The 22,495-nt window shown below is 61.5% G+C and carries 15 protein-coding genes; 4 read left to right on the forward strand and 11 right to left on the reverse strand.

Annotated features, from left to right (window positions below; genetic code table 11):
- Window positions 1-101: 101 nt before the first annotated feature.
- From ASD32_RS17450 to ASD32_RS17460, 3 genes are read left to right on the forward strand one after another with little or no spacing between them, the layout of a single operon-like run.
- Entirely contained in the window at window positions 102-446 is a 345-nt protein-coding gene (locus ASD32_RS17450; protein WP_060639300.1) for a sarcosine oxidase subunit delta, read from the forward strand.
- Window positions 443-3,436 carry a sarcosine oxidase subunit alpha gene (locus tag ASD32_RS17455; RefSeq protein ID WP_060639301.1) on the forward strand — a complete coding sequence of 998 codons (2,994 nt, stop codon included), beginning with the start codon at window positions 443-445 and terminating at the stop codon, window positions 3,434-3,436. The genes ASD32_RS17450 and ASD32_RS17455 overlap by 4 nt, the downstream gene beginning before the upstream one ends.
- Entirely contained in the window at window positions 3,429-3,992 is a 564-nt protein-coding gene (locus ASD32_RS17460) for a sarcosine oxidase subunit gamma (RefSeq protein ID WP_060639302.1), read from the forward strand. Before ASD32_RS17455 ends, ASD32_RS17460 begins: the two co-directional genes overlap by 8 nt.
- Window positions 3,993-4,284: 292 nt before the next feature.
- On the opposite strand, the gene ASD32_RS17465 is transcribed toward ASD32_RS17460, so the two are convergent.
- Complete coding sequence (locus ASD32_RS17465; RefSeq protein WP_060639303.1) at window positions 4,285-4,773, reverse strand: MaoC family dehydratase; 489 nt, start codon at window positions 4,771-4,773, stop codon at window positions 4,285-4,287.
- A gap of 81 nt (window positions 4,774-4,854) precedes the next feature.
- On the reverse strand, window positions 4,855-6,825 hold the full coding sequence (glgX, locus tag ASD32_RS17470; RefSeq protein WP_060639304.1) for a glycogen debranching protein GlgX: 1,971 nt from the start codon (window positions 6,823-6,825) through the stop codon (window positions 4,855-4,857).
- A 439-nt stretch (window positions 6,826-7,264) separates the two neighbouring features.
- On the opposite strand from glgX, the gene ASD32_RS17475 reads away from it, so the two are divergent.
- The gene (locus ASD32_RS17475) at window positions 7,265-8,176 is read left to right on the forward strand and encodes an aldo/keto reductase (protein ID WP_060639305.1); all 912 of its coding nucleotides are present in this window, start codon (window positions 7,265-7,267) and stop codon (window positions 8,174-8,176) included.
- A 12-nt stretch (window positions 8,177-8,188) separates the two neighbouring features.
- Here ASD32_RS17475 and ASD32_RS17480 read toward each other — a convergent pair whose 3' ends face one another.
- The 9 genes from ASD32_RS17480 to ASD32_RS17520 form a co-directional block, all read right to left on the reverse strand.
- Complete coding sequence (locus ASD32_RS17480; RefSeq protein WP_060639306.1) at window positions 8,189-8,398, reverse strand: hypothetical protein; 210 nt, start codon at window positions 8,396-8,398, stop codon at window positions 8,189-8,191.
- Between the two features lie 246 nt (window positions 8,399-8,644).
- Complete coding sequence (locus tag ASD32_RS17485; RefSeq protein ID WP_060639307.1) at window positions 8,645-10,273, reverse strand: alpha-D-glucose phosphate-specific phosphoglucomutase; 1,629 nt, start codon at window positions 10,271-10,273, stop codon at window positions 8,645-8,647.
- A gap of 4 nt (window positions 10,274-10,277) precedes the next feature.
- Complete coding sequence (glgA, locus tag ASD32_RS17490) at window positions 10,278-11,717, reverse strand: glycogen synthase GlgA (RefSeq protein ID WP_060639308.1); 1,440 nt, start codon at window positions 11,715-11,717, stop codon at window positions 10,278-10,280.
- Window positions 11,718-11,719: 2 nt separating this feature from the next.
- Complete coding sequence (gene glgC, locus ASD32_RS17495) at window positions 11,720-12,979, reverse strand: glucose-1-phosphate adenylyltransferase (protein WP_060639309.1); 1,260 nt, start codon at window positions 12,977-12,979, stop codon at window positions 11,720-11,722.
- Window positions 12,980-13,099: 120 nt separating this feature from the next.
- Window positions 13,100-15,310: a 1,4-alpha-glucan branching protein GlgB gene (glgB, locus tag ASD32_RS17500; RefSeq protein WP_060639310.1), complete on the reverse strand. Its 2,211-nt coding sequence runs from the start codon at window positions 15,308-15,310 to the stop codon at window positions 13,100-13,102.
- Window positions 15,307-17,769 (reverse strand): glycogen/starch/alpha-glucan phosphorylase, encoded by a 2,463-nt coding sequence (locus tag ASD32_RS17505; RefSeq protein WP_060639571.1) that lies wholly within the window; start codon window positions 17,767-17,769, stop codon window positions 15,307-15,309. Before ASD32_RS17505 ends, glgB begins: the two co-directional genes overlap by 4 nt.
- Before the next feature lie 228 nt (window positions 17,770-17,997).
- A complete protein-coding gene (locus ASD32_RS17510; RefSeq protein ID WP_060639311.1) occupies window positions 17,998-18,987 on the reverse strand; it encodes a TadE/TadG family type IV pilus assembly protein in 990 nt (329 codons plus the stop codon).
- Between the two features lie 174 nt (window positions 18,988-19,161).
- On the reverse strand, window positions 19,162-20,040 hold the full coding sequence (locus ASD32_RS17515; protein ID WP_060639312.1) for a transglutaminase family protein: 879 nt from the start codon (window positions 20,038-20,040) through the stop codon (window positions 19,162-19,164).
- Between the two features lie 37 nt (window positions 20,041-20,077).
- Window positions 20,078-22,492, reverse strand: a complete 2,415-nt coding sequence (locus tag ASD32_RS17520; RefSeq protein ID WP_060639313.1) for a circularly permuted type 2 ATP-grasp protein — start codon at window positions 22,490-22,492, stop codon at window positions 20,078-20,080.
- Window positions 22,493-22,495 lie beyond the last annotated feature (3 nt).

Consider the following 22,495-nt stretch of genomic DNA (forward strand, 5'->3'; position numbering starts at 1 on the left):
GGGGAGATGCCCCGAGAGGGGCAGAGGGGGGTAAGCCTCCGCAAACTCGATACGCACCTTGTTCCGTCGTTCCGCCATGCCCAACCGGCAGGGAGTCTCCCATGCTTTTGATCTACTGCCCCTATTGTGAGGAAGAGCGTTCCGAGCTCGAATTCCGCCAGGCCGGCGACGCGCATATCGCGCGTCCGACCGATATGACCGATATGACCGACGAGGATTTCGAGGCGTTCTTCTTCCTGCGCGACAACGTCAAGGGCCTCACCTTTGAGCGCTGGCGCCACCTCAACGGCTGTGGCCGGTTCTTCAATGCGGCCCGCGATACCGTCAGCGACAAGTTCCTGACGACCTACAAGGCCGGCTTGCCGAGACCCGATCTTGGCACGCTGCGCCCGGCAACCGAAGTCACAGTCGAAACCTATGAAGCCACGGAGTCGGATGCTAAATGAGCGGCGCCAATCGTATCCCCGGTGCAGGCCGTCTCACCCCTGCAAAAACCGCCCGTTTCTTCTTCGATGGCAAGAGCTATGCAGCCCTTGAGGGCGACACGGTCGCGTCCGCGCTCCTGGCCAATGGTGTGCATCTCGTCGGCCGCTCGTTCAAGTATCACCGGCCGCGCGGCATCGTGTCGGCGGGTGCGGAAGAGCCGAACGCCCTGATCGGCGTCGAGCGGGACGCTGCCCGAAAGCAGCCGAACGTGCGCGCCACGGTGCAGGATGTCTTCGACGGCATGAAGGTGATTTCGCAGAACCGCTGGCCGTCGCTCGCCTTCGATGTCGGCGCGGTCAACAATATCCTGGCCCCCTTCTTTGCCGCCGGCTTCTACTACAAGACCTTCATGTGGCCGAAGCAGGCCTGGAAGCATGTCTACGAGCCGCAGATCCGCGCGGCCGCCGGTCTCGGCGTTTCGCCGACCGAGGACGATACCGATCATTATGCCAGCCGCTACGCTCATTGCGACGTGCTGGTGATCGGCGCCGGCGTTGCCGGTCTTTCGGCAGCGCTCGCCGCTGCCAAGACCGGGGCCCGCGTCATCATCTGCGACGAACAGCCGGAAGTCGGCGGCGCGCTGCATTACGACAAGAGCGTCACCATTGACGGGCTGGATGGTTTCACCTGGGCACAGGCGACCGCTGCCAACCTGGCGAAGATGGACAATGTCACCGTCCTGCCGCGCACGACGGCCTTCGGCTACTACGCCCAGAATTTCGTCGGCCTCAACGAGCGCGTGACGGAGCATCTGGCAAAGCCCGACAAGAGGCTGCCGCGCGAGCGCCTCTGGCAGGTCCGCGCCAAGCGCGTCATCATCGCCACCGGCGCGATCGAACGGCATATGGTGTTTGCCAATAACGACCGCCCCGGCATCATGCTGGCCTCGGCCGCGCGCACCTTCCTCAACCATTTCGGCGTCGCCGTGGGTAAGAAGGTGGGCGTCTACACCGCCAACGATTCAGCCTACGAGGCCGCCTTCGACCTGAAGCGTGCCGGCATCACCATCGCTGCCATCGTCGATAGCCGCGAGCAGCCGGGCGAAGCCGTGCTTGCAGAAGCCCGGGCGCTCGGCATCGAGGTCCTCACCGGCCACGGCGTCGTCGATACCGGCGGCAAGCTTCGGGTTTCGTCCATGTCGGTTGCCCGCAATGGCGGCGGCTCAGCCCGCAAGATCGCCGTCGATGCGCTGCTCGTCTCGGCCGGATGGACGCCGTCGGTGCACATGTTCTCGCAGTCGCGCGGCAAGGTTGCCTACGACTTCGAAAGCCAGCGCTTCCTGCCCGGCACCTATGCGCAGGATTGCCTTTCCGTCGGCGCCTGCAATGGCACCAACGACCTGCAGGCCACCATCGAGGAATCGCTGGCCGCCGGCGAACTGATGTCGAACGCATCGGGCTTTACCGCCGCAGACAAGCTGGAGCTTCAGGGCGTAAACGCCTTTGCCTGGACCGGCGGCATGGCGGGTGCGGCCGAAGGTGCGGGGCCTGACACGACGGTCAAGGCCTTCATCGACTTCCAGAACGATGTCTGCGCCAAGGATATCCGTCTTGCCGTGCGCGAAGGCATGCATTCGATCGAGCATATCAAGCGCTTCACCACCAATGGCATGGCAACTGACCAGGGCAAGCTTTCCAACATTCATGGCCTTGCCATCGCCGCCGAAACGCTTGGCCGCGAAATCCCCAAGGTCGGCCTCACCACCTTCCGTGCGCCGTATACGCCGGTGACATTCGGGACGCTGATCAACCATTCGCGCGGCGAACTGTTCGATCCGACCCGCAAGACACCGATGCATGCGCTGGAAGAAGCTGAAGGCGCGGTGTTTGAGGATGTCGGCCAGTGGAAGCGCGCCTGGTATTATCCGCGCGCCGGCGAGGACATGCATCAGGCCGTCAACCGCGAGTGCAAGACCGTGCGCGACGTTGCCGGCATCTTCGATGCCTCGACGCTCGGCAAGATCGAGGTGGTCGGCCCGGATGCGGCGCAGTTCCTCAATCTCATCTATACCAACAGCTGGGATACGCTGAAGCCCGGCCGCTGCCGCTACGGCATCATGCTGCGCGAAGACGGTTTCGTCTATGACGACGGCGTTATCGGGCGTATGGCGGAAGATCGCTTCCATGTGACGACGACGACGGGCGGCGCTGCCCGTGTCATGAACCATATGGAAGATTATCTGCAGACTGAGTTTCCGCATCTGAACGTCTGGCTGACCTCTGCCACGGAGCAGTGGGCTGTCATCGCAGTTCAGGGACCCAAGGCCCGCGAGATCATCGCGCCGCTGGTGGAGGAGATCGACCTGTCGAACGAAGCCTTCCCGCACATGAGCGTTCGCGAAGGCAAAATCTGCGGCGTGCCGACACGGCTGTTTCGCATGTCGTTCACCGGCGAAACCGGCTTCGAGGTCAACGTCCCCGCCGATTTCGGCCCGGCCGTCTGGGCTGCGATCTATGAACGTGCGCAAGCGCTCGGCGCCTGTGCCTACGGGACCGAGGCGATGCATATCCTGCGCGCCGAAAAGGGCTACATCATCGTCGGCCAGGACACCGATGGCACCGTGACGCCGGACGATGCGTCGCTCGGCTGGGCCGTCGGCAAGAAGAAGACGGATTTCGTCGGCATCCGCGGCCTGCGCCGCCCCGACCTGGTCGCCGATGGCCGCAAGCAGCTTGTCGGACTTTTGACCAAGGATCCCAACGTCGTGCTGGAAGAAGGCGCGCAGATCGTTGCCGATCCCAACCAGCCGCTGCCGATGACGATGATCGGGCATGTGACCTCGGCCTACTGGTCGGAAAATTGCGGCCGTTCGATCGCACTGGCGCTGGTTGCCGGCGGCAAGGCGAAGATCGGCCAGACGCTCTATGTGCCGATGCCCGACAAGACGATCGCCGTCGAAGTGAGCGACATGGTGTTCTTTGACAAGGAAGGAGGCCGCATCAATGGCTGATCTGATTGGGGCCAATGTGGCATCCCGCACCCTGCCGCTTGCAGGCTTTCATGGCGGCTCTGGTGCTGCCGCGCTTTCGGTGGCAGCACCGGCAACCCGGATTTCTCTGCGGGCAAAGCCCGATGCCGTCTCCGCACTCTCCGGTGCGCTCGGACTGCCGCTGCCGGTCAAGGCCAAGACCTCGGCATCGTCGAATGGCCGCCATGCGCTCTGGCTCGGGCCGGACGAATGGCTCGTCATCGACGAGAACGGGGCCGACCTGATGGCGGCTGTCACTTCAAGCAACGTGCTGCATTCGGCAACGGATATTTCCCATCGCAACACGGCTGTCATCGTCAAGGGCCGTGGTGCCGTAGTGGCAATCAATTGCGGCTGCCCGCAGGACCTGTCGCTCACAGCCTTCCCGGTCGGCGCCTGCTCGCGTACGGTCCTGGCCAAGGCCGAAATCGTGCTTCTGCGCACTGCCGAGGACACATTCCGGGTCGAATGCTGGCGGTCGTTTGCGCCTTATGTCTCGACGCTGCTTGCTGAAGCCGCGGAGGATGCGGGGAACTGACGGCGTTTACGCCGCGCTGATCAGCCTCTGGTCTGGCCGATACACTCGGTAGGACCGGCATCCTCCCTCTTCTCCCCAGCGGGGAGAAGGTGGCCCGCAGGGCCGGATGAGGGGGCGGTTCGCCCCGAACTCGCGGAAACACCCCCTCATCGCCTCGCATGCGCTCGGCACTTCTCCCCGCTGGGGAGAAGGGGGAAGTCCCTCTCAGGCTCCCTCATTTCATACGCAGTCACCCGACTGGAGACCGGATAGCCTTGCCGGAGACCGGAGAGGAACCATGCGACCCTCTGCATCACGCATCCTCCGGCCGGTCCTTCGGGTCGAACTGGATGATCGTCAACCAAGTGGCGGTGAGGGCCGGTTTGCGTTCGTCTTCGATATCGACGGTGACCTCGTAGGTGACCATCAGCATGCCCGCGCCGCGGAAGCGGGCTTCGGCCATGGTGAAGTGGCCGCGTACCCTGGCGCCGCTTTTCACCGGCGTCATGAAGCGCACCTTGTCGAAACCATAGTTGATGCCCATCGTCTGTTCGCGGATGCGCGGCAGGCAATTGTAGTTCATCGCCGAGAGCAGCGAGAGCGACAGGAAACCATGGGCGATCGTGCCGCCGAAGGGGGTTTCGGCGGCGGCGCGAACCGGGTCGGTATGGATGAACTGGTGGTCGTCGGTGGCGCCTGCAAATTTGTCGATGGTCTCTTGCGAGACGGTGATCCAGTCGGAGGTACCGACCTCGGTGCCCACCAGGTTCTTGACGTCAGATAGCGAAATTTCCTGCGGCATTCTCTTTTCCGATCAAAAACATCCCCCGTTTCTCTATATGCCGCTCATGCGAAAAACGGCAATCGGGGGGAGCCGTCATGCTCATAAAATCTCGACGTGGAACCCGACACTTCGCGCCGCCACCCGGCCGATGCCGGCATTGGCCAACGGCAGAAGGCTCTGCCAGTCCGACCCCGGCCGGACCGGGAGCTGGATCGCATGCGGGGCATGGCTGCGGTTGACGGCGATGGCAAGCCGGGTGCGCCTGCCTTGCACGGCGTCACCGGTTGAAAGCAGCATGACCAGGTGATCGGTCACAGCGCTTTCCCAGTCGACCGTCGTCATCGGCTGGCCATCGAACCGCAGCCACTCGACATCGCCGTTTCCGCTGAAGAAAGCGGTATCATGAAAGACATCGAAGCGGGCGCGGATCTGCGCAAGCGTGGCCGTGTGCGCAATCAGCGTGTCGTCCAGTGTCGTCCAGTCGATCCAGGTGATGGCATTGTCCTGGCAATAGGCATTGTTGTTGCCGCGCTGGCTGCGGCCGCCTTCGTCGCCTGCCGTCAGCATGATGGCGCCGCGCGTGGCAAACAGGGTCGATAGCAGCGCCATGACGTCGCGGCGGCGGAAGGCGAGAACCTCCGGATCGTTCGTTGCGCCTTCCACGCCGTTGTTCCAGGAGTGATTGTCGTTATGGCCGTCGCGATTGTCCTCGCCATTGGCTTCATTGTGCTTGCCGGCATAGGAAACGAGATCCAACAGCGTGAAGCCGTCATGGGCGGCGATGAAATTGACGCTGCGGGTCTGTTCGCCGTGATTGCGGGAAAAGATATTGGACGAACCGGCAAGGGCCGTCGCCAGATCGCCGATCGTATGGCTATCGCCGCGCCAGGTGCGGCGCAGGTCGTCGCGGGCGCGGTCGTTCCATTCGAGGAACGGGGCCGGAAAATTGCCGAGCTGGTAGCCGCCGGGGCCGATATCCCAGGGCTCGGCGATCAGCACGCGGTCCTTGAGGACCGGATCGGTGCGCATTTCGGTCAAAAGTGCGGCATCGCTGCTGAAGCCATTCATGTCGCGGCCAAGGATCGAGCCGAGATCGAAGCGGAAACCGTCGATGCCGGCGGACAGAACGAAATGGCGCAGGCTGTCGAGGATCAGCGTTCGCACCATCGGATGATCGCAGGCAATGGTGTTGCCGCAGCCGGTGTCGTTGATCAGGTCTCCCGGCCGGTCCATGGCGTGGCGATAGTAGACATGGTTGTCGAGGCCGCGCATGGAGAGCGTCGCGCCAAAACGGTCGCTTTCGCCGGAATGGTTGAAGACCAGGTCGAGAATGGTGCCGATGCCTGCGGCATGAAGGGCTGCAACGGTTTCGCGCAATTCGGTCATGCCGCCCGGCACCAGGCGCGGATCGAGCGCCATGAGGGCGATGGGGTTATAGCCCCAGCCATTGGTCAGCTTGAGCGGCGGCAAATGGCGCTCGTCGATCCAGGCCGTCACCGGCATCAGCTCGATGGCCGAGACGCCGATCCGCTGCAGATGGGCGATGACGGCGGGATGGGCGAGCGCTGCAACGGTGCCGCGCTGATGTTCCGGCACGTCCGGGTGCAGCATGGTGAAGGGGCGCACGGCAACTTCGTAGATCAGGCCGCCGGTTTCAAACACCGGCGCCTGCTGCGGCGCGCTCTGTGGCGCGGTCACGATTGCCTTCGGCACCAGATCGGCGGTGTCGTCGCCAAAGGCCGACAGGCGGGGATCGTAATGGAAGGGCCGGTCGAGTTCGCGGGCATAGGGATCGACCAGAAGCTTGGCGGGATCGAACCAGAGGCCATTATCCGGGTCGTAGTTTCCCGATGCGCGAAAACCGTAGCGGGTTCCCGCAGGGGCGTCGGCAAGGGTGAGGCTATATAGATCGTCTTCGCCACGCTGCATCGGCAGCCGGCGCAACTCGCGATCACCGGTTTCGTCATAAAGGCAGAGGTCGATGCCGGACGCCGTGCTTGAGCGGACCAAAAACGTCGTGCTGCCGCCGGTGAGTGTGGCGCCGAGGGAGGAAACGGGCGGGTTCGGCATCGGGGATCACCTTGGGATGACGCGGGGCGAAGGGGTTTGTACCGGCTTGGTTTGACAGTGATTTGTCGCTGCTTTGGCGAATGTTGCAAGCGCTATGTTTCACCCTCCCCTTGAGGGGGAGGTGGCACTCCCCTTCTCCCCAGCGGGGAGAAGGTGCCCGAAGGGCGGATGAGGGGGCGGTCCGGCATGAGCGGGGCGGTTTAAGCTGCGTTCTCTGAGCGTCAGAACTTTCGGGTTCCTTTGTTTGAGGTGGCTTCGCCCCCCTCATCCGGCCCTGCGGGCCACCTTCTCCCCGCTGGGGAGAAGAGGGNGATGCCGTCTCTTCTGCGGCCCTACGACACGTCTGTCATGATGTTTCAGCCCAGCCGTTGTGCGGGTTTTGTCAGGGCTCTATAGATGGGCCATCCTCATTTCCATATTGCCAAGCGAGTGCCCTATCATGTCATCCCGTATCAAGCTGCATCGTGACGGACCGGAATTTTCAAGGTTGGTCTGGGGGGCGTTTCGTATTGCCGACAATCCGGAGACGAGCGGGATCGCCTCGATTGCGCGCACGGTCGATACTTGCCTGGATGCCGGGATCACCACGATCGATCATGCGGATATCTATGGCGGCTACCGTGTGGAGGCGCTGTTTGGCGAGATGCTGGCGACGCGGCCCGACTTGCGCAACCGGATCGAGCTGGTGACCAAATGCGGTATCGCGCTGACCAGCGCAGCGCGGCCGGAGCATCGGGTCAAGCATTATAACAGCACGGCGGAGCATATCCGCCGCTCGCTGGAAAACTCGCTCAGCAACCTGAAGACCGATCATGTCGATCTCCTTCTTTTGCACCGGCCCGATCCGCTGCTGGATGCGGGCGAGGTGGCCGGGGTTCTTGAGGCGCTGGTGGCGGAGGGCAAGACGCGTGCTGTCGGCGTGTCCAACTATACGCCGTCGCAGATTGCCCTTTTGCAGTCGAAGCTCAACATTCCGCTGGTGGCAAACCAGATCGAGCTTTCGGTCAGCCATACGCAGCCTCTGACCGACGGAACGCTGGACGATTGCCAGCGTCTGGGGATTGCGCCGATGGCGTGGTCGCCGCTGGGGGGCGGGCGCCTGTTCGACAAGGAGAAAGGTAACCCTAAACTCGTCGAGCTCCTGACCCGCCTTGCCGAGAAATATGGCGTACCCGGGGCCGGTACGGTCGCGCTGGCCTGGCTGCTGCGCCTGCCGTCAAAGCCGCTGCCGATTATCGGCTCGACCGATCCGGAGCGGGTGCGCGCCCTTTCGCGCGCAGGCGAAATCGCATTTGACCTGCAGGACTGGTTTCAGGTTCTGGAAGTGGCACGCGGCCGGCCGGTGGCGTAACGACAGGCTGGTTTACCCTAAAAGCTTGACCAGCTGCCATTCGCCATTTGCGTCTTTCTCGACGCGCTTGTTGCCACGGTAGCAGCGCAGCTTACCGGCCTGCTTGTCCATGACGAGGCGGGTTGGGGTGGATTTGGACTTGCCGTTTTCGCCGATGGCGGCGGCGAGCGCTTCCTTGAATTTCCCGGCCTTGTAGAGGGCGACGAGATCGTTGTCGGTCATTGTCGCGGTTCCTTGCGGGTGGGTTAAGTGAGGCATGCCAGTGAGTCAAAGTTTTTTGGGATGGAAGAACCCCTCCCCACAAGGGGGAGGGGCTTCGCCTGCCGCCAGTCCCTGTGGATTAAAATAAGGGTTACGGCAGAGTCTCTCCCCTAGTGGGAGATGGCCGACATGTCAGAGGGTGTCTTCCCGATACGCGCTGGACGTCCCCAAGGGGCGGGAATTTTCCGTCTCTCTTAGAGCGTCCCATCAGGTAATGACGGACGGTTCGGTGCGGCCGGTGCGGGCCTTGATGCCGGCGATCTCGTCGGCGACTGCGATCAGGTCGGCGAGTGCTTCCTGGGTCTCGGTGTCGTGCTTGGAGGCGTCGGGCTCGTAGCGTTCGATATAGACGCGCAACGTTGCGCCCGAGGTGCCGGTGCCGGACAGGCGGAAGACGACGCGCGAGCCGCCTTCGAACAGGATGCGGATGCCCTGGTTGTTGGAGACCGACTTGTCGATCGGATCGTTATAGGAAAAATCGTCGGCCGTTGTGACCTTCAGCTTGCCGAAGCTTTTGCCCGGCAGGGTGGAAAGCTGGTCGCGTAGCGCTGTCATCAGGCCGTTGGCGGCATCCGAATCGACCTCTTCGTAGTCGTGGCGGCAATAGTAGTTGCGGCCGTAGGTCGTCCAATGCTGGCGGGCGATGTCCTCAACGCTTTCCATGCGCACGGCGAGGATGTTGAGCCAGAGCAGCACCGCCCAGAGACCGTCCTTTTCGCGCACGTGGTTGGAGCCGGTGCCGGCACTTTCCTCGCCGCAGATGGTGACGAGGCCGGCATCCATCAGGTTGCCGAAGAATTTCCAGCCGGTCGGCGTCTCGTAGATACCAATGCCCAGCTTTTCGGCAACGCGGTCGGCGGCAGCGCTTGTCGGCATCGAGCGGGCGATACCGGCCAGCCCCTTCGAATAGCCGGGAGCCAGACTTGCATTGGCGGCGAGCATGGCAAGGCTGTCGGAGGGCGTGATGAAGATGCCTTTACCGATGATCAGGTTCCGATCGCCGTCGCCGTCGGAGGCGGCACCGAAGTCCGGCGCATCCTCGCTCATCATTTCCTCGTAGAGTGCGCGGGCGTGCACAAGGTTCGGGTCCGGATGGTGGCCGCCGAAATCGGGAAGCGGGATAAAGTTGAGCACCGAGCCCTTGGCGGCGCCGAGCCGGTTTTCGAGGATTTCCTTGGCGTAGGGTCCGGTGACGGCGCTCATGGCATCGAACAGGATGCGGAAGCCGCCGCCGATCATGTTGCGGATCGCCGGGAAATCGAACAGTTTTTCCATCAGTTCGGCATAGTCGGAGACGGGGTCGATGACGACCACTTCCATGCCCGCGACATTCTGGCTGCCTTCGGTATCGAGATTGATGTCGGCGACCTCGGCGATCTTGTAGGTCTCGATCGTGCGGGTGCCGGAATAGATGGCGTCGGTGACCTTTTCAGGGGCCGGGCCGCCATTGCCGATATTGTACTTGATGCCGAAATCCTCGGTCGGGCCGCCGGGATTGTGGCTGGCCGACAAGACGATACCGCCGAAAGCCTTGTATTTGCGGATGACGTTGGAAGCGGCCGGGGTCGAGAGGATACCGCCACGGCCAACGAGGACGCGGCCGAAACCGTTGGCAGCGGCCATCTTGATGGCGATCTGGATGACTTCGCGATTGTAGTAGCGGCCGTCGCCGCCGATGACCAGCGTGTCGCCCTTGAACCCGTCGAGGCTGTTGAAGATCGACTGGATGAAGTTTTCGGCGTAGTTTTTCTGCTGGAAGACCGGCACCTTCTTGCGCAGGCCGGAGGTTCCGGGCTTCTGGTCCAAATAGGGCGTGGTCTGAACGGTTCTGATCATGGTCTTAGCCTTTCGCAAGAAGACTGGAATAGAGATCGGCATAACGATGCGCGCTCATATTCCAGGACACGTCTGATTTCATACCCTGGGCCTGGAGACGAGCCCAGACTTTCGGTTGCCGGTAGGCGGTAAAGGCACGCCGCAGCGCCTGGCGCAGACTTGCAGCAGAAACGGGCGAGAATTGGAAGCCGGTTGCCACCTTCGCGGCAAGTGCTGCCTCGTTGGCATCGATGATCGTATCGGCAAGACCGCCGGTATGGGCAACGATCGGCACGCAGCCATAGCGCAGGCCGTAGAGCTGGGTGAGGCCGCAGGGCTCAAAGCGCGAGGGGATGAGGATGGCGTCGGCGCCTGCCTGCATCAGATGCGACAGCGGCTCGTTATAGCCGATCACCATGCCGACCCGGCCGGGATGGCGGGCCGCAGCGGTAATGAAGGCCGCTTCGAGCGCCGGATCGCCGGACCCGAGCACCGCGAGCTTGCCGCCATTATCGACGATATCGTCGATGACTTCGGCAAGCACATCCATGCCCTTTTGCCAGGTGAGGCGGCTGACGACGCAGAAGATCGGGCCGGGGGCATTGTCGAAACCGAATTGTGCCGACAGCGCCTTGCGGTTGGCCTCGCGTTTTTTCAGCGAGGCGGGGCCATAGGTCTCCGCAATGTTCTTGTCGCTCTGCGGGTCCCAGACATCGGTATCGATACCGTTGACGATGCCGGAGAGGCTGGAAAGGCGGGAGGCCAAGAGGCCTTCGAAACCCATGCCGAATTCGGGGGTCAGGATTTCCTGGGCATAGGACGGGCTGACGGTGGTGATGGCATCGGCCGTTTGCAGGCCGCCCTTCAGGAAGCCGACATCGCCGAAATATTCGACATAGCGCATCGAAAAGGCTTCCGGCGGCAGTGCCAGCTCGACGAAGACATCGGGGCCGAATTGCCCCTGGAAAGCGATATTGTGGATGGTCAGCACCACGGGCGTCGCAGAGGCCGGGCCAAAACGCATGTAGACGGGCGTCAGCGCCGCCTGCCAGTCATGCACATGCACAAGGTCCGGCTTCCAGCTTGGCAACAGGCCACCCGCAATCTCTGCCGCAGTCAACGACAGGGCTGCGAACCGGCGGAAATTATCGGTATAGTCGCGTCCGGTCTGATCGACATAGGGCCCGCCGTCGCGATCAAACAATTCAGGCGCATCCAGCACAAGAAGATCGAGGCCGTCATGGTCCACGGCGAGAATCGAGGCGGGACTGCCGAACAGATTGTCGAAGCCGCCGATCTTCTGCGGCTCCTTGATCTTTTGCATCACCACCGGATAGCCGGGCATCAACGTGCGCATACGCACGCCATGCGGTTTCATCGCCGCCGGCAGGGCGCCCGCCACATCGGCGAGACCCCCTGTCTTGATCAGCGGAAACACTTCCGATGCGACGGACAGAACTTCCATGCTCACATATCCAGCTTGTCGATCATCGCCTGGGTGATCAGGCAGATGCCGTTTTCCGAGCGGCGGAAGCGCTTGGCGTCGAATTCCGGATCGTCGCCGACGACGAGGCCTTCCGGGATGACGACACGGCTGTCGATGACGACATTGCTGAGTTGGGCATGCCGGCCGATCTTGACGTTGGGCAGGATGACCGCGCCGTCGAGACGGGAGAAGGAATTGACCCGCACGCCGGTAAACAGCATGGAACGGTTGAGCGAGGCACCGGAAATGATGCAGTCGCCCGATACCAGCGAGGATGTGGCGGACCCCCGGCGGTTTTCGTCATCATGGACGAATTTTGCCGGCGGCTTGATCTCGGCGAAGGTCCAGATCGGCCAGGTGCCGTCGTAAATGTCGAGCTCCGGCGTGACATGGGTGAGGTCGATATTGGCCTGCCAATAGGCATCGATCGTACCGACATCGCGCCAATAGGCTTCGCGCTCGAAATCCGAGCGGACGCAGGACTCGTTGAACCGGTGGGCGACGGCTTTGCCGTGCTGGACGATGTAGGGGATGATGTCCTTGCCGAAGTCGCGCGAGGACGACGGATCGGCGGCATCCCGGCGCAGCACGTCCATCAGGAACTTGGTGTGGAAGACATAGATGCCCATCGAGGCCAGAGCCATCTCCGGATTGCCGGGAATGCCCGGCGGGTCGGCCGGCTTTTCGACGAAGGCGATGATCTGGTCCTTTTCATCGACATGCATGACGCCGAAGCCGGTGGCCTCCATGCGCGGCACTTCGAGGCAGCCGATGGTCACGTCGGCACCGGAGTCCACATGCTGTTGCAGCATGAGTTCGTAGTCCATCTTGTAGACATGGTCGCCGGCCAGGATGACCATGTATTCGACGCCGTGATCCTCGATAATATCGATATTCTGGTAGACGGCGTCGGCGGTACCTTCATACCATTGCGTCTCGGAGACGCGCTGCGAGGCCGGCAGGATATCGAAGCTTTCGTTCCGCTCCGGGCGCAGGAAGTTCCAGCCGCGTTGCAGATGGCGGATCAGCGAATGCGCCTTGTACTGGGTTGCGACGCCGATGCGGCGGATACCGGAATTCAGCGCGTTGGAGAGCGCGAAATCGATAATGCGGGCCTTGCCGCCGAAATAGACCGCGGGCTTGGCGCGGCGATCGGTCAGTTCCTTCAGGCGGCTTCCGCGGCCGCCGGCAAGGACATAGGCCATTGCATCACGGGCGAGGGGCTGGGTGCGTTTTTCCATTGAATTTCCTCCCGATAGTATGGTTCCCGGGCGGTTTGACCGCTCCTGGAACTGTGTCCTCTCCAAATATTATTCTGGCCCATGGCCATGGCGGGTCTTGGGAGCCCGCCTTGCCATGAACTAATCCTGTTCCAGCATCAGTGTCGCCAAAGGCGGCAGGGTGATGGTGGCGGTAATGACGCCTGCACTGTTTTTCGTTGCCTGAACGGCTCCTCCGTTGCCCTTGCCGCTGCCGCCATAGATCTCGGCATCGCTGTTGAGAATTTCCTTCCACCGCCCCTCCACCGGCAGCGGTATCGTATAGTTTTCCCGGTAGACCGGGGTAAAATTGCTGATCACGGCGATGGTCTTTTCTCCAGGCGCCTTGCGCAGCCAGGCAAAGACCGAATTCTCGCGGTCGTCGGCAATCAGCCATTCGAAACCTTCGCCCTCGCAGTCGCGCGCATGCAACGCGGCCTTGTTGCGATAGGTGCCGTTGAGGTCGCGCACCAGCCTGCGCATGCCTTCGTGCAAGGGATATTCGAGCAGGTTCCAGTCGAGCGAGCGGTCTTCGGCCCATTCCTGCCATTGGGCAAATTCCTGCCCCATGAACAACAGCTTCTTGCCGGGATAACCCCACATGAAACCGTAATAGGCCCGGAGATTGGCGAATTTCTGCCAGTCGTCGCCGGCCATCTTGGCAATCAGCGAGCCCTTGCCGTGCACCACTTCGTCATGGGAGAGCGGCAGCACGAAATTTTCGCTAAACGCATAGAGCAGACCGAAGGTCAGGTCGTTGTGATGGTGTTTGCGGTGGATGGGCTCGCGCTGCAGATATTGCAGCGTGTCGTGCATGAAGCCCATGTTCCACTTGAACCCGAAGCCCAGGCCGCCGGCATGAACCGGTGCCGAGACCTTCGGCCAGGAGGTGGATTCCTCGGCAATGGTGATGATGCCGGGATGGCTGCCGTAGACCTCCGTGTTCATGGTCTGCAGGAAGCGGACCGTATCGAGGTTTTCGTTGCCGCCATATTCGTTCGGCACCCATTCACCATGCTTGCGCGAATAGTCGAGATAGAGCATCGAGGCGACCGCATCGACGCGCAGACCGTCGAGATGGAATTTCTCCGCCCAGTAGAGCGCGTTGTTGACCAGATAGGAAAACACTTCGGCGCGGCCGAAATTGTAGATCGCGGTGTTCCAGTCGGGGTGATAGCCCTGACGCGGATCCTCATGTTCGTAAAGCGCCGTGCCGTCGAACCAGCGCAGGCCATGGGCGTCGGTCGGGAAATGCGCCGGCACCCAATCCAGGATGACGCCGAGACCGACCTTGTGGGCGCCGTTGACGAAGCGGGCAAAACCTTCCGGCTCGCCGAAACGGGCGGTCGGCGAATAGAGGCCGGTGGTCTGGTAACCCCAGGACGGATCGTAGGGATATTCGGTCACCGGCAGGAATTCGATATGGGTGAAGCCCATGTCGACGCAGTAAGGGATAAGGCGTTCGGCCATTTCGTCCCAGGTCAGCATGTCGCCATTGTCGCGGCGCTGCCAGGAGGCGGCGTGAACCTCGTAGATCGAAATCGGCTGGCGCCTCGCATCGACATCAGCCCAATGCGCCCGGTGCGCCTCGTCCTGCCAGACCTGTTCGATCTCACCCGTGGTCACCGACGCGTTGTTCGGGCGCAGTTCCGAGCGGCGGGCGAACGGATCGGCCTTCAGGGGCAAAAGTTCGCCGTTCTTGCCGACGATCTCGTATTTGTAGATCGCGCCTGACGGCACATCCGGAATGAAGATTTCCCAGATGCCGGTATCCTGGCGCAACCGCATCACATGGCGGCGGCCATCCCACTCGTTGAAATCGCCGACGACGGAGACGCGCTTTGCATTCGGAGCCCAGACGGCGAAATGAAAGCCCTCTGCGCCATCATGCTTGAGCGGATGCGCCCCCATCTTGTCGAACAGCCGCAGATGCGAGCCCTCACGGATGTAATAATCATCCATGGGGCCGAGCACCGGACCAAAGCTATAGGGGTCGGTGACGGTCCATTCGCCACCGCTATTGCGGGCGCGGTAACGGACCGGCTGAGCCTTCTTGACGGCGATGGCGCCCTCGAAGAAGCCGGCCTCGTCACGCCGTTCCAGCGTGCCGATCTCCTTGCCAGCTAAGGTTTCTGCGGTCACCGTTTCGGCACCGGGAATGAAACAGCGGGCGACAAACGCCTTGCCCGCCGGGTGCACCCCGAGGGCGGCGAATGGGTTGTTATGAGTGCCAGCGAGGATCGCCGCAATCTCTTCCGCCGACAGACTGGCTGGCGAAGCGGTAGGCGTGGCGTCTTTTGGCACTAATGTCATCCAGCTCTCCAAATTTCCCCGGCATATTGCCGGATTGTGCGGTCAGAGGAAAACCAGCCCATGCGCGCGGTGTTGCGAATGGTCTTGGAATACCAGCTGCCCGTATCCGTCCAGATAGCGTCCACCTCACGCTGTGCCTTGGTATAGGCGTCGAAATCGGCCGCCACCATGAACCAGTCGTGATTGTAGATGCCGTCGATCAGGCCGGTAAAACGGTTACGATCATCGGGGGAAAAGACACCGGACGAGATCGCAAACAGGGCCTGTGACAGCTCGCGCGATTGCTCGATGATGGCGCGGGGATTATGGCCTTCCGCGCGCACCTTGGTCACTTCGTCTGCCGTCATCCCGAAGATCTTGATGTTCTCCTCACCGACCCAGTCACGCATTTCGACATTGGCGCCGTCAAGCGTTCCAATGGTCAGCGCACCATTCAACGCGAACTTCATGTTCCCGGTTCCAGACGCTTCCATGCCGGCAGTCGAAATCTGCTCCGACAGGTCGGCGGCAGGCACCATGATCTCGGCAAGCGAGACGTTGTAATTGGGGATGAAGACGATCTTCAAAAGGCCGCGCACCGCAGGGTCGTTGTTGATGACGCGCGCCACATCATTGGCGAGTTTGATGATCAGCTTGGCGTTGTGATAGCTCGGCGCTGCCTTGCCCGCAAACAGCTTGACCCGCGGGACCCAATCCAGCTCCGGATGCGAGCGGATCTGGTCGTAGAGCGAGATCGCCTCGATGATGTTGAGGAGCTGGCGCTTATATTCGTGAATACGCTTGATCTGGATGTCGAACATTGCCGAGGGATCGATGCGGATGCCCATGCGGCTCTGAACCAGCTGCGCAAGCTTGACCTTGTTGGCGCGCTTGATCGCCGCGAATTTTTCCTGGAAATCCGGCTTGTCGGCGAAGGGGTCGAGCGCTTGCAGAGCCTCGGTATTGTCCATGAACTCGTCGCCGATCGCATCGCGGATCAGCGTCACAAGCTCAGGATTACACTGCATCAGCCAGCGGCGCGGGGTGATGCCGTTGGTCTTGTTGTTGATCCGTGCCGGATAGAGCCGGTGCAGGTCTGCAAACACCGTTTCCTTCATCAGCTCGGTATGGAGGGCGGAGACGCCGTTGATCGAGTGGGAGCCGACAAAGGCGAGATTGCCCATGCGCACGCGGCGGTCGCCGCTTTCGTCGATCAGCGAGATATTGCGGACCTCCTGGTCCGTATGGGTCTTCTGCTTGCGGGCCTCGAGCAGGATCTTGGCGTTGATGGCGTAGACGATCTGCATATGGCGCGGCAAAAGCCGCTCGAACAGCGGCACCGGCCAGGTTTCCAGCGCTTCGGGCAGCAGCGTGTGGTTGGTATAGGAGAAGGTGTGGCGGGCAATATCCCAGGCGGTTTCGAAATCCATGCCGTGAACATCGGTCAACAGGCGCACGAGTTCGGCGACGGAGACGGCCGGATGGGTATCGTTCAGCTGGATCGCCACCTTGTCTGGAAGCGATGTGAAATCCGGATATTGCTGCAGGTGACGGCGTAGGATGTCCTGCAGCGAGGCTGACGAGAAGAAGAATTCCTGGCGCAGCCGCAGTTCCTGTCCGGCGGGCGTCGCATCCGCCGGATAGAGCACGCGGGCAAGGCTTTCGGCCTTGTTGCTTTCTCTGAGCGCGCCGATGTGGTCGCCGGCATTGAAGGCATCGAGCAGGATCGGGTCGATCGGATGGGCGGTCCACAGACGCAGTGTGTTGACGCGCTTGGCACGCCAGCCGACGACCGGGGTATCGCAGGCAGTCGCGATGACGCGTTCGGCCGGTTTCCAGACGTAGCGGGTAACCTCCTCATCGACATTGACGGTTTCGACAGAACCGCCGAAGCCGATTTCGTAGGAGCTTTCGCGGCGCTCGAATTCCCATGGATTGCCGTGCGCGAGCCAGGTTTCCGGCAGCTCCACCTGCCAGCCATCGGCCATCTGCTGGCGGAACAGGCCGTGCACATAGCGGATACCGTAGCCATAGGCGGGGATATCGACGGTGGCCATGCTTTCCATGAAACAGGCGGCCAGGCGGCCAAGGCCGCCATTGCCAAGGGCTGCGTCCGGCTCAAGCGCTGCAATGACGTCGATATCGACGCCGAACGAGGCAAGCGCCTCGCGCAATTCATCCATCAGCCCGATATTGGTGACGGCATCGCGCATCAGTCGGCCGATCAGGAATTCCAGCGACATATAATAGACGCGCTTGGCATCGGTGGCATAGGTCTTGCGCGTCGATTCCATCCAGTTGTCGGTAATACGGTCGCGCACCACCAGAATTGCGGCGGTCAGCCAGTCATGCGGCTTGGCGACCTTCGGGTCCTTGCCGATACGGTAGGTGAGGCGCTCGATGATCTCCTGGGCGAGAACTTGCGCGCTGGAAGCGCGGGGTGCGGCACTTGGAATTTTTTCGTTGGACAAACGATCAATCATGGAAAAAACTTACCCTTTGCGTGCGGTTTGGGAGACCGGAGGCGAACACCAACGGGGCATATGAGCGATTTATGCACCGATACGAAGCGCTTGCAATAGCGTTTTCAATAAGATGAAAATTGTAGATGATGCCGTGTTCGAAACGGCTTGCGATTTTAAAGGCAACGCGGAAAAGCCCGCTCCGGAATGCCGGAACGGGCTATGAAATCATAGGGGTAAAGGCGGTTATTTTGTCAGGCGGACATAGGTTCCGTCGGGTGCGCAGGTGGCTGTCACGGTGTAGAAAAAGTCCTGCCGCTCCCAGCCACCGCCGTCTTCCCAGGCATGATTTTGAGTCTTCGTGCAGCCGAAGTATTTTTCCAGTGATGCCGTCACCCCGAGGGGAACCTGCTTACCATCAACGAACAGATGGTTGCTCGTGGCTGGGTCATCGGTGCGCAGAGCAGAATTATAGGTCCGATAGGACTTGCCGGTGTCATCCGTGCAGGTCACCTTGCTATTGCTGACCGTTGCTTTCTTTCCAATATCGCAACCGTCATTCTTGATATCCATACGCAGCGCGAGGTTGGTGTAGGAGCCGAGGTCGATAACCCCCTTCGGGTTTGCCACGAAGGTGCCCGAGCCACCGTCTTTCTGGGTTGTCGGCTGATACGTCACCGTGCCGACGACCTCTTCCTTGGTGGCGCCCTTGCGCATAACGAGGATCGAGACCTTCTTGTAGTACCAGCCTTGCACCGTTGTCGGATTCAAAGTCATTTTTTGTGGTTTCATCGGAGACAGGGCAGATGCGGTGACGCTGACATTGATCTCGTTCATCGATGCCAGCTTCAGCAGGCTCGTCGGCACCGGTTTGTTCATCTCCACAGTGAGTGTGTTTTCCAGCGCGCTGATCTTAAAACGGGACACAGCGAGTGTCTTTTCCACCTCGATGTCCTCATCAAGCGCACTGGTCGTGTGCGCTTCGACAAATGCCTCAGCAGCCTTTTTTGCATCCGGGAAATTGCTGCCGTCAAAAACCCCACCGGCTGCCAAAACTGCCGCATCGGCAATACCTTGCAATTTGGAACGCTCTGAAACGGCAACGCTGTAGTCAACCGCAGATCCGCCCGCAACAAGCAAAACCGGCAGGATAATAGCGGTCAGTATTGCGAAGTTGCCAGCCTTGTCGCGGGCGAGATTGAAGCATAATTGAAGGATACGGTTTCGCTTGGTCACTTTATCTACCTGGCCTGTTCAATTTTCCATGAAAAGCCTTTTAACCGTTAAGTGTTACGATCCCGTTCAACCTCTAGGTTGCAATTAAATACAATTGTAATTGCCCCTCAAATGCAGGCGGTCAGGGCTCTTTGGAGTGTGCGAAAAGGGGACTGTGGCCGTTACCGTTTCGGGTCACTGCAGCGGAATGACGTCCACGGCCTGTTCGGTCTTGTGGGATCCGTAGCTTTTCAGCACACCGATGACGGGGGCGACGTCGCTGTAGTCGCGGCCGTGGCCGACGACAATATGGTCGAGGCCGGCGAAAATATTGTTGGTCGGATCGAGTTCGAGCCAGCCGGTGGCCGATCCGCACCAGACGCGCACCCAGGCATGCATGGCGTCGGCGCCTTCAAGACGCTCCTTGCCCGCAGGCGGAATGGTTCTGAGGAAGCCGCTGACATAGCCGGCGGGGATGCCGAGGCTGCGCAGCGCCGTGATCATCACATGGGTGAAATCCTGGCAGACGCCGCGCTTCAGCTTGAAGGCCTCGCGCGGGGTGGTATCGACGGTGGTCGCCTTGGGATCGTAGACAAAATCCGTGTGGATCTTGGCGCAGATGGCGGTGGCGATCTGGCGGATGGTCATGCCGGGCTTGGCGATCTCACGGGCATAGGCCGAGATCGCGGCATCTTCGGGAAGGCGCGGGCTGGCGCCAAGGAAATGATGCGGCGAATTGGCGTCGAGCGACCAGACATTGGCGATCTCTATGGGAAAACGGCTGAGATCGGGTGAAAAATCGGCAGCGAGCGGCTGCTGATCCAGCTGGACGCGGGCCTGCATGCGGATCACCAGCTTTTCATGCTGCTTGCGAAACAGGATCGAGGTCGAGGGATTGGCGAAGAAATCGACGCTGTCGCGGCGCTCTTCGGGGGCCGGCGTGCAGGTCACGGTTCCGGCCACCAGCCTCTGGCGGTCGGGACGCGACAAGGGCAGCACGCGCACCACATGCCGTCCGCCCGAAACCGGAACTTCGTAGGTATAGGTGATCTGCAGGTTGATGTCGTAGAGCATGAAACTCTCAGTTTGCGCGCATGGGGTTTGTCATATCCTATCCGAGATAGGTTTGCGCGAGGATGTCGGAGAAGCGGCCGAGTTCCTGTTCCAGATTGTTATAGACCTCGGAGGTCATCGCCTCGGGTGTCATGACGGCGAGACCAGCGTGGAGCTTCATGGCTTCGCGGTAGAACGGCGACATCTGGCCGTTGACGAAAGCATTCGGCAGTTGCTCGACCTCCGTCTTGATCTCGTTCAGCTGGTAGAGGATCGAGCGCGGGTTGAGCGGGTCGAGCACCAGCAGGTCGGTGACGGTCAGGGCTGCGGTGTTGACATTGTAGCGGCGGCGATGGGTCATGACGCTGTCGCCGATTTCGAGCAGCATGTCATAGGCCCCATCGGGCGCGTCCTCGCCGGACATGTGGCCGAGCAGCCGGGTCATGTGCAGGCCGCGCTCGAGATAGCGGCCGATCGACAGGAAGCGCCAGCCGGTGAAGCGGTACATGTTTTCGTGCACCAGACCGGCAAAGCCCGCGAGCTTCCGCAACAGGATGGTCATCGCATGGGTGGCGTCGTCGCCGGCCTGAACGGTGGACTGGAACTTGCGGGCGGTCTTGGCGAGATCGTTGAGCGCCAGCCAGCCATCGGCGGAGAAGCGGTCGCGGATATTGCTGGCGGAAAAAAGCGCGCTGTTGAGATTGGCCATCAGGCTGTCGGGCACCGGCTGCTTGGTGTCGATATCCAGCCCGGCCAGATAGTCGGTAATATCCTTCAACAGCGGCATTTCGGTATCGGCTGTTTCGGCAAAGCGCCCGTGCCAGGCGCGCAGGATGCGCAGGGCCCCTTCGGCGCGCTCGATATAGCGGCCGAGCCAGAACAGGTTGTCGGCCGCCCGGCTCGGCAGGCTGCCGGGCATGATGCGGATGAAGCTTTCCTCGGCCGGCAGCAGCGTCATCTGTTCGACGGGCTTTTGGCTGACGATCCAGACATCGGCCGCCGAACCGCCCGCCTGCATGGCGATCGCGGCGGCATCGGCGCCGGAGCCGATGCGGGCAAAACCGCCCGGCATGACCTGCCAGCCATCGCGGGTGCGCGCCACATAGACGCGCAGGCTCATCGGCCGCGGCGTCAGCTTGCCGTTGATCCAGGCGGGTGTGGTGGACAGGGTGACGACTTCCTGTCCGACGAGTTTCGGGCCGTCCGTCTGCAGCCATTCCGCAACGGATGTCTTTGCGGTATCGCGCAGCGACGAGCCGAGAACGGACTGGCCGTTATCATCGAAGAACGGCCGGGTGGAATAGGCCGGGCCGATGACCATTTTTTCGATATTGCCAGCCACCTGATCGCGTTCCGGCTGCTGGCCGCACCACCAGGTGGCGATGCTGGGCAGGACGGGGTCTTGCCCAAGCAGACGGCGGCAGATGGTCGGCATGAAGGCGAGGAAGGCGCGGGTCTCCAGAATGCCCGAGCCGAGCGAATTCACGATCGAGACCGAGCCCGAACGCAGCGCCTCCACGATCCCGGGCGTGCCGATATGCGAACTCTGGTTCAATTCCAGCGGATCGGCAAAGGCGGCATCCAGGCGGCGCCACAGCACGCCAACGGGTTTCAAACCGGCCACGGTGCGCACCATCACGCGGCCGTCGATCACGGTCAGGTCTTCGCCCTCAAGCAGCATGAAGCCGAGATAGCGGGCGATATAGGCGTGCTCGAAATAGGTTTCGTTGGCAACACCCGGTGTCAGAACGGCGATGCGGTCGTCCGGATGTTTCTTGCGCGATTGCAGTTCGTCGCGGAAGGCACCGAAGAAGCCGGCGAGGCGATGGACATGGGTTTCGGCATAGAGATCGGAAAAGGCGCGGGTGGTGGCGACGCGGTTTTCGAGCGCAAACCCTGCACCCGACGGCGCCTCGGTGCGGTCCGACAGCACCCACCAATTGCCATCCGGGCCACGGCCGATCTCGAAGGAACAGAAATGCAGGAAATGCCCGTCGGCCGGAAGCACGCCGACCATCGGGCGCAGGAATTCTGGATTGGACGCCACCAGCGACGGCGGCAGGAAGCCTTCGGCAACAAGCCGGTTCGGGCCATAGATATCGGCAGCGATCCGTTCCAGGAGTTCGGCGCGCTGGACGAGCCCTTTCGAGACCGCCTGCCATTCGGTGTCGTCGATCAGGACGGGGACGTGGGAGAGCGGCCAGTTGCGTTCCGAATTTTCCTTGGTGCCATAGGCCCGGTAGAACACGCCGGCATCGCGCAGATAACGGTCGGCGCGGGCGAAGCGATTGGAGAGTTCGGTCTCGTCCATACGGCCGATAGAGGCTAGAAAATGCTGCCAGACTGGCCGGACATTGCCCTGCGTGTCGAGCATTTCATCGGCAATGCCGGGCAGCGCACGATAGCCGAAGACCGGATCGTTGCCGATCCGGTCTTCGCGCCGTGTCGCTTGGGCCGTCTGCTTCTTTGACATCAA

The organism is Rhizobium sp. Root483D2, from assembly GCF_001426685.1.
Taxonomy (GTDB): Bacteria; Pseudomonadota; Alphaproteobacteria; order Rhizobiales; family Rhizobiaceae; genus Pararhizobium; species Pararhizobium qamdonense.